Below are 18,965 nucleotides of genomic sequence, written 5' to 3'. Positions count from 1 at the left end.
AACCGAGTGAGGATTCCCCTTGGGAGAAAGCTTTTCCGGGGGGAATCCATCCCTAACATCTTTGGAGAGGAGCCGCACATGATTTTTCCCAAGCAAGATCCCTACGCAAGGAGCACCTCCGCGTTTGGCTGGGCATTGTCGTTTGTCAAGCCTTACCGGATCTGGGTTGTGATCTGCATCGTTGCTTCGGTGCTCGTGGCGGTGGCAGACATTTGGATGGGCATCCTGATTCAAAGCATGGTCGAACATACAAACGACTTTGACAAGCTGGTCAGCATCGCCCTCATCATTTTTTGTCTCACCATCGTCGGTTTTCTCGCAAAATATTTCATTACGTACGCAGCAGCCCGATTCAGCGCAAGAGCCATGCGGGATTTGAAAAACAAAATCGCTTCTCATCTCGAAAAAGTCCCCATGTCCACGATGGATCAATACCATTCAGGCGATCTCGTCTCTCGCCTGACAAGCGATGCGCAACTCTTGCAAAGTTTTTTGCAGCAACATTTTTTCCAACTGTTTTACTTGCCGGTCGTGTTTGCCGGGGCACTGGCCCTGCTGCTGTCGATCCATTGGAAGCTGATTCTTTTCAGCGTCGCGATCCTGCCTGTTGCAATCGCGGTCACAGGGCGGATGAGCAGACCACTGCAAAAGTACGCCGAGCGGATGCAGGAGCATTTGGGGCAAACCAACGCCATTGCCCAGGACACGTTGTCCGGGATTCACATGGTGAAAGCTTTTCAACTGGAAGACGTGATGTATTGCAAATACGCAGCGGGGATGAAACAAGTGCTGCACAACGGGATACAGGCGGAAAAAAAGCGAGCTTTTATGACCGCACCCGGCATTTTGCTGTTTTCGGCCCCGATCCTGTTTTTTGTCGCCTACGGCGGTTACTTGATCCAGACAGGGGAATTGAGCCTCGGCAGCCTGGTCATTTTCAGCTATTTGCTTCACTTTATTATCGAGCCGCTGTCTCTTGCCCCCGTGCTGTTTGCCCAAGTCCAGGAAACGTCCGGAGCAGCCAAGCGTCTGCAAGAAATTTTTTTGCAGCCTGTGGAGCCAGACGATCAGCCAGCCATTCGCATCAATCCACAAGCGGTTCCGGTCGAGTTCGAGAGCGTCACGTTTGCCTATGACACGACGAACATCGTGGAGGACGTCAGCTTTGCGCTCCCCCGCAACAAAACGGTTGCGCTGGTCGGCTCCAGCGGCAGCGGAAAGAGCACCATTCTGAAATTGCTGTGCGGGTTTTACCAACTCGAAGCGGGCAACGGGTGCGTGAAAATGTTCGGGCATTCCTTGCACGACTGGAATACGGCACAGATGCGCAGCTATTTGTCCCTCGTCTCGCAGGACACGACGCTTTTTCCGGTGTCGATTGCGGAAAACATCTCGTACGGCCGGATTCATGCGACGCGAGACGAGATCATTGCTGCGGCCAAAGCAGCCAATGCGCATGATTTCATCATGGAGCTTCCCCACGGCTATGAAACAAAAGTGGGGGAACGCGGCTCTCGCCTGTCTGGCGGACAAAAACAGCGTATCGCTATTGCCCGGGCGATTTTAAAGGATGCGCCAATTTTGTTGCTGGATGAGCCGACGTCCGCTCTCGATACCGAGTCGGAGGCGCTCGTCCAGGAAGCGCTGGAAAATGTGATGCGCGATCGGACGGTGCTGGTCATTGCCCATCGCCTCTCCACGATCAAAGACGCGGATGAAGTGCTCGTCCTCGAACATGGCCGAATCGTCGAAAGAGGCACGCACTACGAATTGCTTGCCCAAGGCGGCGTGTACACCCGCTTGTATCAAAAACAGTTTGCCACAGAGGAGCAACGAGCGCTGGCAGCGGAGGGGATATAGGAATGTTCATCCAAAAGTTGGGGCAGGAGCTTCTTCAACTGCTGTCGTTGATGAAAGCCAAAAAGCGCGCGTATTTTTTGGGGCTTTTGGGCGATGGAATCGGGCAAGCCTCGGTTTTGGTCGCGTTGCCATTTGTGTTTAAGGACTTGACCGATTTTGCGCATACAAAAGACCCGGCCCTGCTCACCAGAGCGATTGTCACCATCGCCGCGATGTTTTTGTTGTTCAGTCTCCTGTCGCCCTTTTTTAGCTACATCTATCGGCGCTGCGTTCGCGAGCTGATTGCCGACATCCGGCTGCTTGTCTTTCAGCGTTTGAGCCGATTGCCGTTTGCCTATTATGAACAGCACCATTCGGGCGATACGATGTCGCGGCTGGGCAACGATGTCCAACTGATGGAACGGGCGTACGGAGAGCAATTGAAAACGCTGTGCATCATTTTGTTGTCACTGATCGGGTCTATCATCGGGATGTTTGCCCTGGATGGAAAAATCGCTACGGTGCTTTTGCTCGTAAGCACGTTGACCTTGTACGTGAATGCGCAGTTTGCCAAGTCCGTGCGGCGCATCGGCGACCAGTTGCAGCAGCAGTTGGGGATCGGAACCGAACGGCTGAGCGATTTTTTGGCAGGCTTGCCCGTCGTCAAAATGTTTCATTTACATAACGTCGTGACTGCCCGCTATACGAAAGCCAATGAAGAAGTGGCTTCGTCGGCCATCAAGCAAGGGCATAAGCACGCGCTGCTGGAAGGGACCAACTTTTTCATCCAGTTTGTCAGCTTCGGCGGAATGCTTGTGGTTGGCATCATGCTGGTCGCCAAACAAATGATCGGACTCGGCGTACTGGTCGCCATGATTCAGCAGCAAATGCTTGTGACACTGGCCTTTTTGCAGCTCGGTCAGGTCATCACGACGTTGCAAGGCTCGCTCGCGGGCGCTTCGCGGATCGTCGGGTTTCTCCAGGAGCCGCTCGAACCGGACCAGTACCCGCTCCGTTTCGCCCACGCCGATGATAGCGACAGCATGCTGAAAATGGAGCAGGTCGTCTTCGGATACACCGCCGACACAAAAGTGCTCGATGGAGTATCGCTGCACATCGGACGCGGCCAAATGGCTGCGCTCGTCGGGACGAGCGGCGGCGGCAAAAGTACGGTCATGAAGCTTTTGCTAGGCTATTACCCGCCTGCAGCCGGCTCGCTTTTTCTGATGGGAAAACCGCTCGGACAATACTCGATTGCCGAACTGAGAAGCCTGGTTGCCTACGTGCCGCAGGACGCCTTTTTGTTCGAAGGGACGATTGCAGAAAACATCCGCTACGGTTGCCAGGACGCCACGGAAGAAGATGTCGTGAGAGCGTGCAAAGCGGCCTACGCTCACGATTTCATCCTGGAGCTGCCGGACGGATATCAGACGAGAACGGGCGAGCGGGGCGCGAAGCTGTCGGGGGGACAGCGTCAGCGCATCGCGATTGCCAGAGCGATCCTGAAACATGCGCCGATTTTGTTGCTCGATGAAGCAACCTCTGCGCTGGATGCGGAATCGGAGTATTGGGTGCAGCAAGCATTGGCGGCTCTCATGCAGGAAAAAACGGTTCTGGTCATCGCGCATCGCCTGTCGACCGTCGAGCATGCGGACATCATTTACGTGCTGCACGAAGGAAAAGTCGTGGAACAGGGGCGGCATGCGGAGTTGCTCGCTCAAAACGGTTTGTACGCCAGCATGTATGAAGTCCAGCAGCGAAAAGACCTACCTGCGCGCGAATGGTCACAGAGCAGCGCCGGCCTCGCATAGCCGTGTTTGGCATCGGGCTACGCTTTTAGGAATCAGGAAAGATGGGGGAAAGAGTTGAAGCTGTTTTGCTTTCCGTACGCAGGCGGACTTCCTGGCATCTATTACAGTTGGAAGTCGAGACTTCCGCCCACGTTTTTGGAAATCGACCCGTTTGAGGTGCGCCCGCACCCTCCCCAGCAAAAGCAGGATACGTTCTTGCCAACCTGCTTTTACGAGCTGCTGGAGGACGTGTGCGAACGGATCACGCCCGCGCTTCACGAGACACGGTTTGCCTTTTTCGGCCACAGTATGGGCGGTCTCGTCGCTTTTGAGCTGACGCGAAAGCTGATGCAAAAGGGAGCGCCGTTGCCCGAGCACTTGTTTTTGTCCGCCTCGCGTGTACCGCATGCGTATCACAAGCTCGTAAAGACGTACAACCTGCCGCACGCCGAGTTCGTCGAAGCGTTGCGCAAGCTCGGCGGCACACCAGAAGACGTCTTGGAAAATCCGGAGCTGCTGGAGCTGTTTTTGCCGATCTTGCGGGCCGATTTTCAAGCGGTGCAGACGTATGAAATGAATCCCGCCCTTCCACGCCAAGTGCCTGTGAACATGACGGTGCTGTACGGTACGGAGGATTCGATTGAACCCGAAGATATTTGGACCTGGCGCGACTACTGCGAGCGGGCATGTCGCTTTTACCCGGTGTCTGGCGGTCATTTCTTCCTGCTCCAGCAAACCGGCCCGATCCTCGAAATCATTCAACATGCGCTGAACGAAGAAACCATGGTGCCAATCCATCCCTCTTTCTAGCAAAGCGGGGTGGCACAATATAAATCCTATCTGAAAAGGTTGGTGTTACGATGAAAACGCAAAAAGCTTTGTCCCGCATGCTGGCAGCCGCTACGTTAACGACGGTACTGGTCTGCCCCACTGTCGCAAGCGCAGCGGCTCCTGCTCCGATGCTGCATGACGACAACCCGAACGGCCATTTTGGGGACTGGTACACGGGTGCAATTCCTCCCAACGTCTCCAATGACAAACCCGTGATTCTCTTTGTGCAAGGCTTGCACTCTACCTACAAAACATGGTACACGGAAGACGGATTTTACGATGCGGCCTATAACGCCGGGTATCGTACCGCTTTTGTCCAGTTGAAGGACGCAGATGGCACTGGCGGAAACATGTGGACAAACGGTGCGAAGCTCGCCGAAGTAATCAAAAAAGTGGCAAATTATTACGGCGTTTCGAAAATCAATGTCATTGCGCATTCCAAAGGCGGCATTGACACACAGACCGCGCTCGTCCACTACGGGGCACATCCGTACGTAAACGTGGTCCATCAGTTGTCTACCCCGAACAAAGGGTCAGAACTGGCGGACCTGGCATACAGCAACTGGGCAGGGTGGCTCGCGGATATTCTCGGCAAAAAAGACGATGCCGTGTACTCCTTGCAAACGTCATACATGGCGAATTTCCGTTCCCAGACCGACAACCGTAGCGAAAACGGTTACACGACCACTTACATGTCTGCCGGAACAGGCGACGATGGCTTGTTTAGCGCCACGTGGTTTGCCCATGCCGTTCTTCCCGGCGAAGACGATGGCGCTGTTTCCGTAGATTCGGCTCTCGGCTTGCCTTACGGGATCAAGAGCTTTACGAAAAACATTTCCCACGGGCAAATCGCGAAAGCTTCGCACACGTGGAACCTGGTCGAGCCGAAACTGAAAAAAGCATCCGCTGCGCTTCGCGAACAGCCGAACAAAGTAAGCAAAACCAAAACGAAAGCTTCTGCCGCAGAAGAAAGCTCCTTCATTTTGCGCGGCGGCGAAGTGGAGGACAAGGTATCTGAAACGTTTTTCCTGGAGAGCGGCATTGACAAGCTGAACCTCGACACGATGACTGCCTCGAAAGATACGAAGGTGACATTGATTAGCCCGTCTGGCCAGGAGTATGAGGCAGATTTGAGCAAAAAGAGCAACGCAGAGGACGAACCTCCGATTTTCAGCGATGCCGTTCATCATTTCATTGAAGTCGACGAGCCAGAAGCGGGGGAATGGACGCTTGAGGTAGAGGGCGAAGACGATGCGTTCTTCATGGTCGCTTCGATTGAAGGCGGCGAGCGGGCAAAGGTAAAAGCAAGCAAAAAAGTATTCCAGCAGGGCGACAAAGCGAAAATTTCCGTCGAGCTGGGCAACAACGAAATTGATCCGTCCTTGCTGCAAAAAGCAAATGTGACGCGCTCGCTCAACGGCAAAAAGGCGAGTGTGCTCGACCAGGTGAAGTTTGCCATCAAGGGCGAAGAGCTGACTGGCAATTTTACGGTCCCAACCAAGCCGGGCGTGTACAATCTGTCTTTTGACGTAACGGGCATCAATGAAGACGGCGAGCCATTTACCCGTTCGATCAACTACAATTTTGCGGTAACCGATGACGATGGTGAGTTAGAGAAATAAGCTGCGGCAAACGATGGACGACCCTTTTTACAGGGTCGTTTTTTTCTGTGTCGGCCTTCTCTTCCCGGGGAGAAAAAGCATGTCCGGCTCGACTATGGATGCACGAGGAATGGTACAATGGGAAGATGAGTCAGAAACTACCAGTAGCGGGAGGGTGTTACGCATGAGCGAACCGAATCAGGAGTATATCGTCATCTCGGGTGCGCGGGAAAACAATCTCAAAAACGTATCGTTGCGCATTCCCAAACGGAAGATTACGATTTTCACCGGGGTATCCGGGTCCGGCAAATCTTCCATCGTGTTCGATACGATTGCCGCAGAATCGACGCGCTTGCTGAATGAGAACTTCAGCATGTTCGTGCGCAATTTCCTGCCGCGCTATCCGCAGCCGGATGCAGACGCAATCGAAAACTTGAGCATGGCTGTCATCGTCGACCAGAAGCGGCTGGGCGGCGGTTCGCATTCCACGATGGGCACGATTACCGATATTTCTCCCATTCTCCGCCTGCTTTTTTCGCGGGTGGGGCAGCCGTATGTCGGACAAGCGCACATGTTTTCGTTTAACGATCCGCAAGGGATGTGCCCGGAGTGCAACGGGATCGGCCGCAAATTGGGCGTCGATATGAGCAAGGCGATCGACATGTCCAAGTCGCTGAACGAAGGGGCGATCATGCTGCCGGACTATAAAGTAGATAGCTGGGATTGGACGTTGGTCGTGCAGTCAGGCTCGTTTGACCCGGACAAAAAGCTGCGCGATTACTCGGCGGAGGAACTTGAGCAACTGCTGCACGGCAAAGCGAGGAAAGTGAAGCTGGACTTCGCCGGAAAGGCGACGAACATTACCGTAGAAGGCGTCATCGAGAAGTTCACCAACAAGTACATCAAGCAGGACGTGAAAACGAAGTCCGAACGCACCCAAAAAGCGGTCGCCCCGTACATAATCGAAGGGCCATGCCCTAGCTGCCGCGGCGCAAGGCTCAGCCAGGCCGCGCTTAGTTGCAAAATCAACGGGCGCAACATCGCGGACATGTCTGCCATGGAGGTCGGCCAGCTCATCCGCGTCATCCGGGAAATTGACGACGCCACCGCCGCCCCGATCGTCAAGTCGCTGACAGAGCGGCTGCAGCATCTGGTCGATATCGGGCTGGACTACTTGACGCTGGACCGGGAGACCGATACGCTGTCCGGCGGCGAGTCGCAGCGCGTCAAGATGGTCAAGCATTTGAGCGGCAGTCTGGTGGATGTCACTTACATTTTCGATGAGCCGAGCGTTGGCTTGCACCCGCGCGATGTCCATCGGTTAAACGGCTTGCTGCAAAAGCTGCGCGACAAAGGCAATACCGTCATCGTCGTCGAGCATGACCCGGATGTCATCAAGGTAGCCGACCATATCGTCGACGTCGGGCCTCACGCGGGCAGCCGCGGCGGCAACATCATGTACGAAGGCAGCTTCCAGGGTCTGCTGGAGTCAGGCACCCTGACAGGCACGCACATGAAGCGGCCGCTGCAGTTGAAGCAAGATTGCAGGCAGCCGTCCGGCAAGCTTTCCATTAAAGAAGCTACTTTGCACAATTTGCAAAACGTGAGTGTGGATATTCCCACCGGCGTGCTGACAGTCGTGACGGGTGTCGCCGGCTCAGGCAAAAGCACGCTCATTAACGAAGTATTCCTCCGCCAGCATCCGGACGCCATCGTCATCGACCAGTCGGCAGTAGGCGTGTCGACGCGCTCGAATCCCGCCACCTACACAGGGATTATGGACGATGTGCGCAAGGCGTTTGCTTCCGCGAACAAGGTCAATCAAAGCTTGTTCAGCTTCAACTCCAAAGGCGCTTGCGAGAACTGCCAGGGGCTCGGGGTCGTGTACACAGACCTGGCCTTCCTTGAGAGCGTGAAGCTGCCGTGCGAAGTATGCGGCGGCAAGCGGTTCAAGGAAGAGGTGCTCGACTACAAGCTGAACGGCAAGTCTATCGCAGATGTACTGGAAATGACAGTGGAGCAGGCGTTGGACTTTTTCGAGCTAAAAGAAGTCGTCCGCAAGCTGCAGGCGCTAAGCGATGTGGGGCTGAACTACATTACGCTCGGCCAGCCGCTCAGCACGCTCTCGGGCGGGGAATGCCAGCGCATCAAGCTGGCCAGCGAGCTGCATAAAAAGGGCAGCATTTACGTCATGGACGAGCCGACGACAGGACTGCACATGTCAGATATCGGCCACCTTTTGGAGATCATGAACCGCCTCGTGGATGCGGGCAATACCGTGATCGTCATCGAGCACAACCTCGAAGTCATCAGCCAGGCGGACTGGATCATCGACATGGGGCCGGACGGCGGGAGCAAAGGCGGCCAGGTCGTGTTTGAGGGCACACCGTCGCAGATCGTCCATGCGGAGCAGTCGATTACGGGGAAGTATTTGCGGTAAGGCGGAGATGAGGGAGCTTTCATCCATCGTAAAAAAACTAGCTCAGATAGCCACAGGTTTCTAATGTTTTGTCAAACAGTCATGGAAAGGAGAGCGCACATCATGCCAGACAAGCAAAAGACAATCCCGGACAACACGGCGGTGCGAGTCGCATTGTGGCGGGCATTGCACGTCCGGCTCGACTCCGCACCACATGTGCTTGCAGACGAAGTTGGCCTGCAACTGGCGAACCCGGACGCCGATTGGCGCCAGCGCCCCGATATGGACCCGCAGTTCTCGCGCAGCTTCCGGGCGTCTATCGTAGCTCGTGCCCGCTTCGTGGAGGATCTCGTCAGCGAACAAGCCGATCAGGGCGTCACGCAATACGTTATTCTCGGTGCAGGTCTGGACACTTTTGCCCAGCGTCGCCCGGAGATCGCCGCGAACATCCGCGTCTTTGAAGTCGACCAGCCCGAAACACAGGCGTGGAAGCGGCAACGCCTGCTGGACCTCGGTTTTGGCATCCCGGAGTGGCTGCGGTTCGTCCCGGTCGACTTCGAGGCAGACCAGTCCTGGCTGGAGCAGCTAAAGGCTGCCAGCTTCGACGCGAGCCGTCCGGCAGTGGTCGCCTCGACTGGCGTTACCCAGTACCTCACAAAAGACGCTATTGCCGCCACTTTGCGCCAGGTAGCGACGCTCGCACCTGGCTCCACGCTGGCGATGACGTTCCTTTTGCCGATGGAGGCCACAGCTCCCGAGGCCCGTTCCGGATTTGCCACATCCGCAAAGGGCACGCGTGCAAGCGGAACCCCGTTCATCAGCTTTTTCACGCCGCCGGAAATGCTAGCTTTGGCCCGCGCGGCCGGGTTCCGGGAAGTGCGGCATGTGTCTGCAAGCGAACTGGACGAGCGGTATTTTAGTGGTCGAGCAGATGGACTGCGGTTGCCTGGGGAGAGGAGTTTCTTCTGGCGAGCACTTAGGTCAGGCAGTAGGGAAAAGTGCAAATTGGCTGCATCGTGCAGGTAGAATCTGAACTACGTGATTGGAGCAATCAGCATTTGTAAAACAAGCAGCCCTCTAGCGGTGAGGAACTCGCTGGAGGGCCGTGGTTTTAAAGGCTGCTTTCGTTTTTTCTATGCATGATTTTCCGCATACCTTGGTACAAATTTGTTAAAGCTGCTACTGCTAGTACAACCCATACTGTTAAATCGGCCAAGCCATAGTAGATTTGATACCCTAATAGGCCGAGTAGAAGTATAGATGTAAAAAGAAATGTGTTCAACAGTTAAGACTCCTCTCTCTATCTGCCGTAGATGCTGATTGTACCAACCCATGCAATGTCTATATTTACGCCTCTGCCTTTATTTTGATACCCAATTTCTCTTGCGAGTTCGTAATTTCCATACGACATGATAGCGGCAGCGATCGCAACTTCTTGGCCACCTGGAACAAACGCTGAGATAGCTGCTGCTAAAGCCCACTTGTTCCCATAAGATGTCAAGATGTTAACCAATTCTTTTGTTTCAGAATCATTATACTGCAAGGAAACTCCCCACCAAAAAACTTCGCCTCTCCAATTTGCAACTCCTTGATTCTTGCTATTCGTTTTAACAAGAACCAAATCACCATTTACGATAGCAATTTTTTTCGCACGAAGGCCTTTGTTGATATTATTTACTCCGCGTTCAAAAGTATCATAGACTTTTTCGCTAACAAAAGTCTTGGCCTCTTTATCGATGTGGAGAAACCCGTCGTTCCCCAGATAGACATATTTGTCCATTGCTAATTGCTAAGGCTTCGGAACTAGCTACAGTAGAGAGTGCTTGTGCATCGATTTCTACCTTTTTAAATTGCTTGTCTTGGGTGCTATTAGCATAAGTAGGCGATAGATTATTCTGACTGGAGGCAAATGCAGGTGTGAATCCAACTGTAGCCATTGCAATAGTGAGTGCTCCGATAACAAACTTTTTTTTACATCTGCGAAACATCTCCATTCGTTAAAATGTTATATTATTGGGTTTATATGGAATTCAATCCCCTTAATCTATTATCTATACTTTCCTTTTTTTGTAAAGTGGGATTTTTGAAAACAATTATAGAAAATACCATTTTCCTTTGCCAAGTTATTATCCGGTTTGGGCACCAGCTTTTGCAAGACGCAACGAATCTGTCCGGCGGGCAAAAGCAAAGGCTGTCCATGGCACGTGCTTTTATCCGGGAACCGAAATTCTTGATTCTGGATGATTCGACCTCGGCGATCGATGCTTTGTCCGAAGCGGCAGTCCAACAGGCGCTGCGAGAGGCATACCCCGACTCGACCGTGTTTTTCATCTCCTCCAAAATATCCTCCATTATGGATGCGGATCAGATTCTGGTCATGGAGGATGGAAGGCTGGAAGCGATCGGGACACACGATACATTGCTTGCGACGAGCAAAGTATACCGTGCTATTTACAAATCGCAAAGCGGAAAGGAGGTTACATACGCATGAGTAAACCTTCGTCAACGCCTAATCCCAACATGATGAATCGGGCGAGGGGACCGATGGGCTTTAGCGGTCCGGTGGTAAAAGCAAAGGATCGGAAGGGAACCATCAAACGGATATGGCGGTACATGGAGAAGCAAAAAGCACAATTGGTGGCATCGATTCTTTTTGTCATCATCTCTACGCTGCTAGGGCTCCTTGGTCCCTATCTGATCGGGATTATCATCGACGATTACATCATCCCCAAGGACATCGCAGGAACAATCCGACTTCTGGCTTTACTTGTGCTCGTCTATATGGCGACGGTGGTATTTACATGGCTGCAATCGTTTATGATGGTGCGCGTATCGTTGCAAACGATTCGAAATTTGCGCCAGGATTTATTTGATAAATTTCAGTCTCTATCCCTGCGCTTCTTTGACAGCCGTGCGCATGGCGATCTGATGAGCAGGGTAACGAATGACATTGATAGCTTGAATAATGCCCTTAGCCAGAGCGTTGTTCAAATATTTTCATCCGTTTTGATGGTTGTAGGTGTGGCGATTGCGATGTTTTCGCTCAACTGGCTTCTCGCCATTGTGACCCTGCTCGTAATCCCCATCATGATGATTGCCTCGAAAAAGCTGATCGCGTACAGCAGCAAGCACTTTAAGAAGAGACAAAAGGATCTGGGAGCACTGAACGGATTTATTGAGGAGTCGATCTCGGGTAATGAAGCGATTACGCTTTTCGGCAAAGAGGGAAAATTTGACCGGGAATTTTCAGGTGTCAATGAACGATTGCGCCATTCGGCGATGGGGGCCGATACGGTCTCAGGATTCCTTGGTCCTGTGAACAATTTCATCAATAATCTCGGGCTTGGTCTGGTGATTCTGGTTGGCGCGGTACTGACGGTGAAGGGGATGGCTACCGTTGGGATCATTGCTGCCTTTGTGACCTATTCGCGGCAATTCTTTCGGCCGATCAACCAGCTCTCCAATCTGTTGAATATGTTTCAATCGGCCATTGCTGGAGCGGAGCGCGTATTTGAAGTCATGGACGAGACACCGGTTATGGTTGATAAAAAGGATGCCGTCGTTGTGGAGTCTTTTCGGGGCGAGGTGGAATTTTCACATGTTCACTTTGGCTATGAGAAGGGAAAACCGATCCTAAAGGACATCCATTTCGCGGTGAAACAAGGACAGAAGGTAGCTCTTGTGGGTCCGACTGGTTCCGGCAAGACGACCATTATTAATCTTTTAATGAGGTTCTATGATGTAACAGCTGGCGAGATAAAAGTGGATGGCCGTGATATTCGCGCTTATCAGCTTAGCGGACTGCGGAAAAAAATCGGCGTAGTACTTCAGGATACTTTTCTGTTTTCCGGAACGATCATGGAGAACATTCGCTACGGACGTTTAGAAGCAACGGATAAGGAAGTCATCGCAGCAGCAAAAATGGCTTCGGCACATCAGTACATCAAGCATCTGCCTGACGGCTACCAGACGCAGATCACACCGGGTGGAGCCAACTTGAGTCAGGGACAGCGGCAATTACTCGCTATTGCGAGAGCTATCCTGGCGAATTCCGACATTTTGATTTTGGATGAGGCCACTTCGAGCATCGATACCAGCACAGAAATTGAGATTCAAAAGGGAATCAACCGCTTAACGGAGGGAAGAACAAGCTTTGTCATCGCTCACCGTTTGAAAACGATAGAAAATGCGGATCTGATCCTGGTCATTCACCGAGGGGAGATCATTGAGTCGGGGACTCATGAGGAGCTTTTGCGGAAAAAAGGGGTTTATTTCGAGATGTATCACAGTCAGTTCGCTTATCTGAAAAATGTGCCAGCTCAGTAAGCAGTTGAATCGTAGCAAAGAAAGCCGCTTTGTTCCATGATGGATGGCAAAGCGGCTTTTACTGTTCATATACTAGAGGATAAGATAATTTTACTTAACTTATTACTATTAGTGGTTCAGTACATGAAATAGCATTTTCATGAACTGAATTTTATTTAGTTAGAATGAACAAAGAGGGTGTTTACCTCTCATATCTCTATTTCAGGCATTGTAGGTTCACTTTATATTATATGTTTCCTCAAGATCACAACATCAATTTATCGCTGGGTATTTCGATAATAACTTGGACAAAAATCAACAATTAATGTGATTTATGTTATCATTCAATACCATTCATGACCAGACGTGGCACAAAAATTTTATCAGCAGACACCGGCCAACTAACTCTAACTAAGGAAGTTGCATTAATTAATTAATTTCACTTCGCAAAACATGAGTAATATTTACGTCACAGACAATAACATATAACCATACCCATATGCCTTTCTTGCTCTTTTTATAAGTTTACATAATATATATTATCGGACTCAAAATAAAATGGAGAAAGCAGCAGTGAGATGCGCTAACCTATTGCCTGTTTGCGTTACAAGAGCTACACAACTTGGATTGGCTACTAGCCGACGAACTTAGAGTTCCTGCATAGATGAGTCTTAAACCACCAGACACCACACGGATTATTTGCAACGTCCAAACGTCCAGTTCATCTAATACGATTAATACGATGCGTTTCCACGAATCGACCTTATCAGCACAGATGCAAATCAACAGCGACACATAACAAGCGATCGCCAACTGCGCATTTGCGCATTGCGGATTAAGCAACGTAATCAGCAGCAAACAGCAAACTTCGCAAACTTAACATTAACTTCAATGAACAAACCTCAATATCCGTTATCATCCGTTAGCAACCTGCATACATCAGTTAACATACGCTCAGACGAAATTTTCATTTGACAAAAATGACAAAAAGCATGTTCTGACAATAAGCCACATCAGCAACCTTCCACCAAACTCGACCATTCCCTTCAGATACTCGCACTCGGGTCCCACATTCGGCGCGCGGTATTTTCGCTGCCTGAAAACGGTCAGTAGACCACATGCAATGCGAAAAAGCTCCAGTAAAAATTCACTATAAAGTAACTTTTTTAAGTATTATATAAAATTGTATTTACATTTATTGGAAATTAATTTATAGTATAATCGAGATCACTATGCCTAAAAATTCAAATCCACCCACCTGGAGGTCCCGACATGACGAAAAGCAAAACAAACTCGACGGCAACCGCCACCCGTTCCCAAAAACGCTCCTACGAAGACACCTTGAACAACCTGGCCCACTACCTGAAAAAAGAAGCCAAGAAAAAGTAAACATAAAAGAGTGCCCAAAAATAGCGGCACTCTGTTTTGACGTATATGAACTATGAACATTCCTTCCCCTTCGCCCTATCCTTCGCTTCCCTTCTCCAGATCAGAAGATATAAAGATAAGACTCCAAGAGGACTCCCACCTTACTCCCCTTCTTGCCCTTCCATCCAATCCACCAAATAAAAATCCGTCAACAGCCGAACGATTTGCCCGTCTGCGTCATAGCCGATATAGCTCGCGTAGCTGCCATCGCCCCAGCCGCTGGAAAACATCGCGATGTTGCACCCATCCCCCATATCTTTGACGAGCCAGCTTCTCGTATGCTTGTACGTCTGATCCATTTCCGCCATCAACGCCTCGGAAAATGCCTCATCCTGCTCCAAACGGCTCTCCAGGCGCTTGCACGCCTTTTCGTCCATAAAAGCGCCCGTTCCGGCGTCCACGCCGTAGCCGAAAAACTCATTGGCGGCGAGCTGCGTCACATCGGAATTTTCCCAGACAGCCATTTTCCAGCTAGCGACCGGCCTGTCGGCAAAAACGATCCGGGCCAGCGCGACGCGCTCATCCGGCTCCATTTCCCCTTGTGTCGCACCTGCCGCGTCCAAAGGCGTTACCTGGGCGATCGCAAGCTGCACCGGAAACGAGCCTGTCGGAAATGTTTCGGTAAACGGCTCGGTTTCAAACATGACGAGCGGATCGTTAGCGACGATTTTTCCCGTTGGCAACTGCAACTGGCCAATCTCCTGGGGCACCAGGCGGTATTCGTAGTTATGCTGCTCCGTGCGGAAGCCTTCTGTAAACGCTGTTTCGAAAAAATCCGGGTAATGCTGTCTCAAGCTTCATTCCTCCTAGCAAAGCGATATAGTGAGCGACAGAATGAAGCAACCCACTGTCACGTGTTGCCAGCGGGTTGTCAGTCTTCGCGATGGTTATTTGGTTAAGGCTGCGTCCAGCGCCACTTCGATCATTTCGTTGAAAGTCGTTTGACGCTCCTCGGCCGTCGTTTCTTCCCCGGTCAAGATATGGTCGCTTACTGTCAAAATGGACAAGGCGTTGCGCTTGTACTTGGCAGCGAGCGTGTAGAGCGCGGAAGACTCCATTTCTACGGCGAGCACCTGGTAGCCGGCCAGCTTTTTGTACAGGTCAAAATTCTCGCGGTAGAAGCTGTCGCTTGTGAAAATATTGCCGACCTTCACTGACAGGTTGCGCTCGGAAGCGACCTGGTAAGCTTTGTGCAGCAGGTCGAAGCTTGCTGTCGGGGCAAAGTCAATCTGGTTGAACAGCAGGCGATTGACTTGCGAATCAGAAGAAGCGCTCATCGCAATGATGACGTCGCGCACCTTGATGTCCTCCTGGATCGCTCCGCACGTGCCGACGCGAATCAGGTTTTGCACGCCGTAAGATTCCATCAGCTCGTTGACGTAGATCGAAATCGAAGGCACACCCATGCCCGTCCCTTGTACGGATACGCGCTTCCCTTTGTATGTACCTGTAAATCCGAGCATGCCGCGCACTTCGTTGTAGCATTCGGCACCTTCCAGGAAGGTCTCGGCAATGTATTTGGCCCGCAGCGGATCGCCTGGCAGCAAAATGGTGTCCGCAATTTGGCCTTGCTTGGCTCCGATATGTATGCTCATAATCGCTTGCTCCTTCGCTTTCAAAAAATTTCCTACCAGCTTATCGTACTACAAAAACCGAACGCTGCAAAATGAAAAATATAGAGCGATACTTGTCGCAGCATCGCTTGTTTGAGGTTTTTCACTTGTCCTTTGCTTGTGCTTGCCAAAGGGAGAGCGCTTCCAGATGATCTCCTAAGTCTGTCAGGGCGCTTGTGCTGTCTCTCGCCTGCTCTGTTTTTGCCGCTTTGGCAGAGACGCGCTCCTTCGCGGTGCGCACGGGGGTTACTCGCAGCTCTTTTTGCAGCGCGATCGCCTGGGCGACAGCCGGAACGAACAAATGATGCGCGCCAATCGACGCCGCGGCCTCCCGGGTCATGGCAAACGGAAGATCGCCCATCGACGAGCTGCCGAGCTCGCTTCGCTCGAGCAGGTTGTTCAGAAAACACTTCGCCAGCTCTACCGGATCTTGCCCAATTTTTTCGCTCGCAGGAAAAGCATGCGCTTGCCGCAACGCGATATCTGTACCGCGATAGCAGGAGCGGACAAAAAGCTGAAGCTGTTGCGCGGCGACGATCTGTTCCGCCCCCAGAAACAGCCACACATCTCCTGCCGCTTCGCGCGCGCCGATCGCCCGCCAGACGTCTTCCCCCAGCGCATACGGGTAGGCAAAAACGCGGAGGACGGGCGACGCCGAGTAAGCGAGCACATGCTCCAGCGACCGATCATGGCTGCCGTGCACTACGACGACAATCTCTAGCGGACAGAGCTTTTCTGCCTGCTTGAGCACCTTGACGATCGTGTCTTCGTCCTGCTCCACCCCGATGATAATGCTTAGTCTGTCCTGATTTTCCAATTTGTCCACATCGCTAATGCGACCGTTTTTTGCGACTTTGCGCCCTTTTGCGGGTTCTTTTGGGCCTTTCTTTCCGTTTGGCACCCCATTCATCCCCCTCCTTTTTGCGGGATTCCTGATAGAATACGGAACGCAAATGCAGCAGTCCAGGCGCTTGCACCAGGATGCGGTGCCGCTCTCCATCAGGCAAGGCGCCACGCACGTCTTTATCCTGCAGGAGCAGTTGAATCGCTTCGCCATGCTCCTGGAATATCAAAGCTTTCTTTTTGGCCAAAGGCTGATTCGCCGCTGACCTTTTCCGCGCTGCCTGGCCAGTCGAGCCAGATGTCACGAGCGTAATCGCCAGAGCCTTTTGCACAGCGCGGACGAGCGCAGCCGCCGGAACGTGCAAATGGTGCTGCCCGATCGCTTCCAGCGCTTTGCGGTTCAAGGCAAACGGAGCTTTTTCCAAGGAAGCGCTCCCGAGCTGCTTTTGCCCGAGCAGATGGTTCAATAGCGCATAGGCACAGCGCTCTGACGACAGCTTGCCTTTCGTCGTCAACACGCGGCCCCCTGCGGAGAGAACGAGGTCGTAGCCTTTCAGCAAGGCTGCGGTGTATTTTTTCAAGGAACCGAGAGGAAGCGTGATGCCTTCCTCCAAAAACAGCAGCACGTTTCCTTGAGCGTGCTGCGCCCCGATTGCCCGGCACTCGCTGGCCGTGGCCTGCTCGCTCGCCGGAACTACTTTGGCGCCCCACACGTATTCGCTGTCTGCCGCGTGCGGGGGCAAGCCTGCGCAGACGATTATCACTTCTGTAGCCAAAGCCACCTGTTTGGCGATGTGAACCAGTCGTTCCACATTCCTGGCTCCGCCATGGGTGGGGATAATGACGGACACGAGGCTTTGCGCATAGTTTTGAGAGTCCACTTCCCCTTCCCCCTCGCCAGAAAAGTAAAGCTATATCGGTAGTGTACGTACTGCTTGATCGTTTGGACACGGCTGCTATACCCGCGTCGCTCATACAAATCCGCATGCCAAAAAACAGGACGGCACTTTGCTCCCGTCCTGTTTTTTGATTTTGTCGGGTCGATCAATTGACACGGCGCTCCAGGTTGCGCTGCCGGACTCGGCGCATTCGCCGCGAGCGGGAAAACGTATAGCCGATCAAAAACAGATTCATTCCCAGCCAGGCGATCAAAAGCCCGTAACGCGCGTAGGAATGGCTGCTGTCGTCGTCCGCCGCGCCAAAGCCAAAAGCGGCGCTTGCTGCCTGCACGCGCTGCGCAGGCGGCTCGTGGCGCTCCAGCGGATACGTCATCGCCAGTTCTCCGGCGGACACCGAAAGCTGTCCGTCTGCGGTCAGCTCCACGAGCGGCTCGCTCCCGACCGGAACCGTGGCGTACAAGTCTTCCTTGGCCGTATAGCTCACCTGGTTTGTGTCGCCTGGAGCCGCAATGGCGGAATAGCGCTCGCCTTTTGCGGCGATCTGTTTCGTTTCGTATCCGTTCAGCCCGAAATCGAGCAGCTTGGTCACGTCTTTGTAGGCGTAATTGCTGGAAGCCGCTTTCATCGTGACCGCGATCATTTCCGTATCGCCGCGCTTGGCAGAGCCAACCAGCGTATGCATCGCCTGATCGGTAAAGCCGTTTTTAATCCCGGTCGCGCCGGGGTAATCGCGCAACAGCTTGTTGTGGTTGATAAGCTCCGACTTCCACTCTCTTCCGTCCCAGGGGAGGCGGTTCGTTCCGACGATCTCGCGGAAAATCGGGTTTTTCATCGCGTACTGCGCGATTTTCGCCATGTCGGCCGCCGTCGTATAGTGCTCCGGGTCGTGCAGGCCGTGCGCATTGGCAAAATGCGTTTCGGTCACGCCGACCTTTTCGGCCAAAAACGCGTTCAATTCCTCGGCGAACTGCTCGGTGGACCCGCTCATATGCTCCGCAATCGCTGTCGCCGCATCGTTGCCGGAGTGCATGAGCAGGCCGTATTCCAGCTTGCGCAGCGAAACCTGCTCGCCTTCGCCCAAATAAACCCGGGTTCCCTCTTCATATCGGGCTTTTTTGGAAACCGTGACAACGTCGTCCGGATTTCCTTTTTCAATGGCGTAAATGCCAGTGGCAATTTTCGTAATGCTTGCAGGGTACAGCTTCACATGAGGGTTCTTTTCAAACAGGACTTGTCCCGTTGTCGCATCAATGAGGATGGCCGATTCGCCAAACAGCTCATTTGGTGTAATCGATGACGATCCCTCGGCAAAAGCCACAGGCACGTCAAGGTTGAAAATAACCGTGACCACAACGAGAAGGTACGTTAGTAGAAGACGCATGTTAGTCTATATCCTT

14 protein-coding genes are annotated in these 18,965 nt (G+C 52.5%); 8 read left to right on the top strand and 6 right to left on the bottom strand.

The window, feature by feature from the left end; genetic code table 11:
* The first annotated feature begins 78 nt into the window (after positions 1-78).
* The 6 genes from AC27IT_RS00515 to AC27IT_RS00490 all read left to right on the top strand — a co-directional run bounded on the left by AC27IT_RS00515 (position 79) and on the right by AC27IT_RS00490 (position 9,506).
* On the top strand, positions 79-1,860 hold the full coding sequence (locus AC27IT_RS00515) for an ABC transporter ATP-binding protein (RefSeq protein WP_487091433.1): 1,782 nt from the start codon (positions 79-81) through the stop codon (positions 1,858-1,860).
* A gap of 2 nt (positions 1,861-1,862) precedes the next feature.
* Positions 1,863-3,650: an ABC transporter ATP-binding protein gene (locus tag AC27IT_RS00510; RefSeq protein ID WP_007786642.1), complete on the top strand. Its 1,788-nt coding sequence runs from the start codon at positions 1,863-1,865 to the stop codon at positions 3,648-3,650.
* Positions 3,651-3,704: 54 nt separating this feature from the next.
* Positions 3,705-4,439, top strand: coding sequence for a thioesterase II family protein (locus AC27IT_RS00505; protein WP_007786640.1), 735 nt, complete (start codon positions 3,705-3,707; stop codon positions 4,437-4,439).
* Positions 4,440-4,489: 50 nt separating this feature from the next.
* Complete coding sequence (locus AC27IT_RS00500) at positions 4,490-6,082, top strand: alpha/beta hydrolase (RefSeq protein WP_007786638.1); 1,593 nt, start codon at positions 4,490-4,492, stop codon at positions 6,080-6,082.
* A gap of 163 nt (positions 6,083-6,245) precedes the next feature.
* Complete coding sequence (locus tag AC27IT_RS00495) at positions 6,246-8,501, top strand: excinuclease ABC subunit UvrA (RefSeq protein ID WP_283857780.1); 2,256 nt, start codon at positions 6,246-6,248, stop codon at positions 8,499-8,501.
* Between the two features lie 102 nt (positions 8,502-8,603).
* Positions 8,604-9,506 carry a class I SAM-dependent methyltransferase gene (locus AC27IT_RS00490; protein WP_487091430.1) on the top strand — a complete coding sequence of 301 codons (903 nt, stop codon included), beginning with the start codon at positions 8,604-8,606 and terminating at the stop codon, positions 9,504-9,506.
* Positions 9,507-9,780: 274 nt separating this feature from the next.
* Here AC27IT_RS00490 and AC27IT_RS00485 read toward each other — a convergent pair whose 3' ends face one another.
* The gene (locus AC27IT_RS00485) at positions 9,781-10,260 is read right to left on the bottom strand and encodes a hypothetical protein (RefSeq protein WP_487091428.1); all 480 of its coding nucleotides are present in this window, start codon (positions 10,258-10,260) and stop codon (positions 9,781-9,783) included.
* 222 nt (positions 10,261-10,482) lie between these two features.
* On the opposite strand from AC27IT_RS00485, the gene AC27IT_RS00480 reads away from it, so the two are divergent.
* Positions 10,483-10,971, top strand: a complete 489-nt coding sequence (locus tag AC27IT_RS00480; protein WP_081774651.1) for an ATP-binding cassette domain-containing protein — start codon at positions 10,483-10,485, stop codon at positions 10,969-10,971.
* A 32-nt stretch (positions 10,972-11,003) separates the two neighbouring features.
* Entirely contained in the window at positions 11,004-12,806 is a 1,803-nt protein-coding gene (locus tag AC27IT_RS00475) for an ABC transporter ATP-binding protein (protein WP_429778106.1), read from the top strand.
* A gap of 1,508 nt (positions 12,807-14,314) precedes the next feature.
* Here the strand turns inward: AC27IT_RS00475 and AC27IT_RS00470 are convergent.
* The 5 genes from AC27IT_RS00470 to AC27IT_RS00450 form a co-directional block, all read right to left on the bottom strand.
* A complete protein-coding gene (locus AC27IT_RS00470) occupies positions 14,315-15,007 on the bottom strand; it encodes a DUF4241 domain-containing protein (RefSeq protein WP_283857778.1) in 693 nt (230 codons plus the stop codon).
* A 93-nt stretch (positions 15,008-15,100) separates the two neighbouring features.
* Complete coding sequence (deoD, locus tag AC27IT_RS00465; protein WP_005836275.1) at positions 15,101-15,808, bottom strand: purine-nucleoside phosphorylase; 708 nt, start codon at positions 15,806-15,808, stop codon at positions 15,101-15,103.
* Positions 15,809-15,929: 121 nt separating this feature from the next.
* A complete protein-coding gene (locus tag AC27IT_RS00460) occupies positions 15,930-16,652 on the bottom strand; it encodes a glycosyltransferase family 2 protein (protein ID WP_007786627.1) in 723 nt (240 codons plus the stop codon).
* A 4-nt stretch (positions 16,653-16,656) separates the two neighbouring features.
* Positions 16,657-17,550 (bottom strand): hypothetical protein, encoded by an 894-nt coding sequence (locus AC27IT_RS00455; protein WP_283857777.1) that lies wholly within the window; start codon positions 17,548-17,550, stop codon positions 16,657-16,659.
* Positions 17,551-17,713: 163 nt separating this feature from the next.
* Positions 17,714-18,949 carry a D-alanyl-D-alanine carboxypeptidase family protein gene (locus tag AC27IT_RS00450; protein ID WP_197186593.1) on the bottom strand — a complete coding sequence of 412 codons (1,236 nt, stop codon included), beginning with the start codon at positions 18,947-18,949 and terminating at the stop codon, positions 17,714-17,716.
* Positions 18,950-18,965 lie beyond the last annotated feature (16 nt).

The sequence above is a fragment of the Brevibacillus sp. YAE8 genome (genome assembly GCF_057543335.1).
The sequence above is the reverse complement of the archived record's forward strand: the minus strand, read 5'-3'. Positions and strand labels throughout refer to the sequence as shown.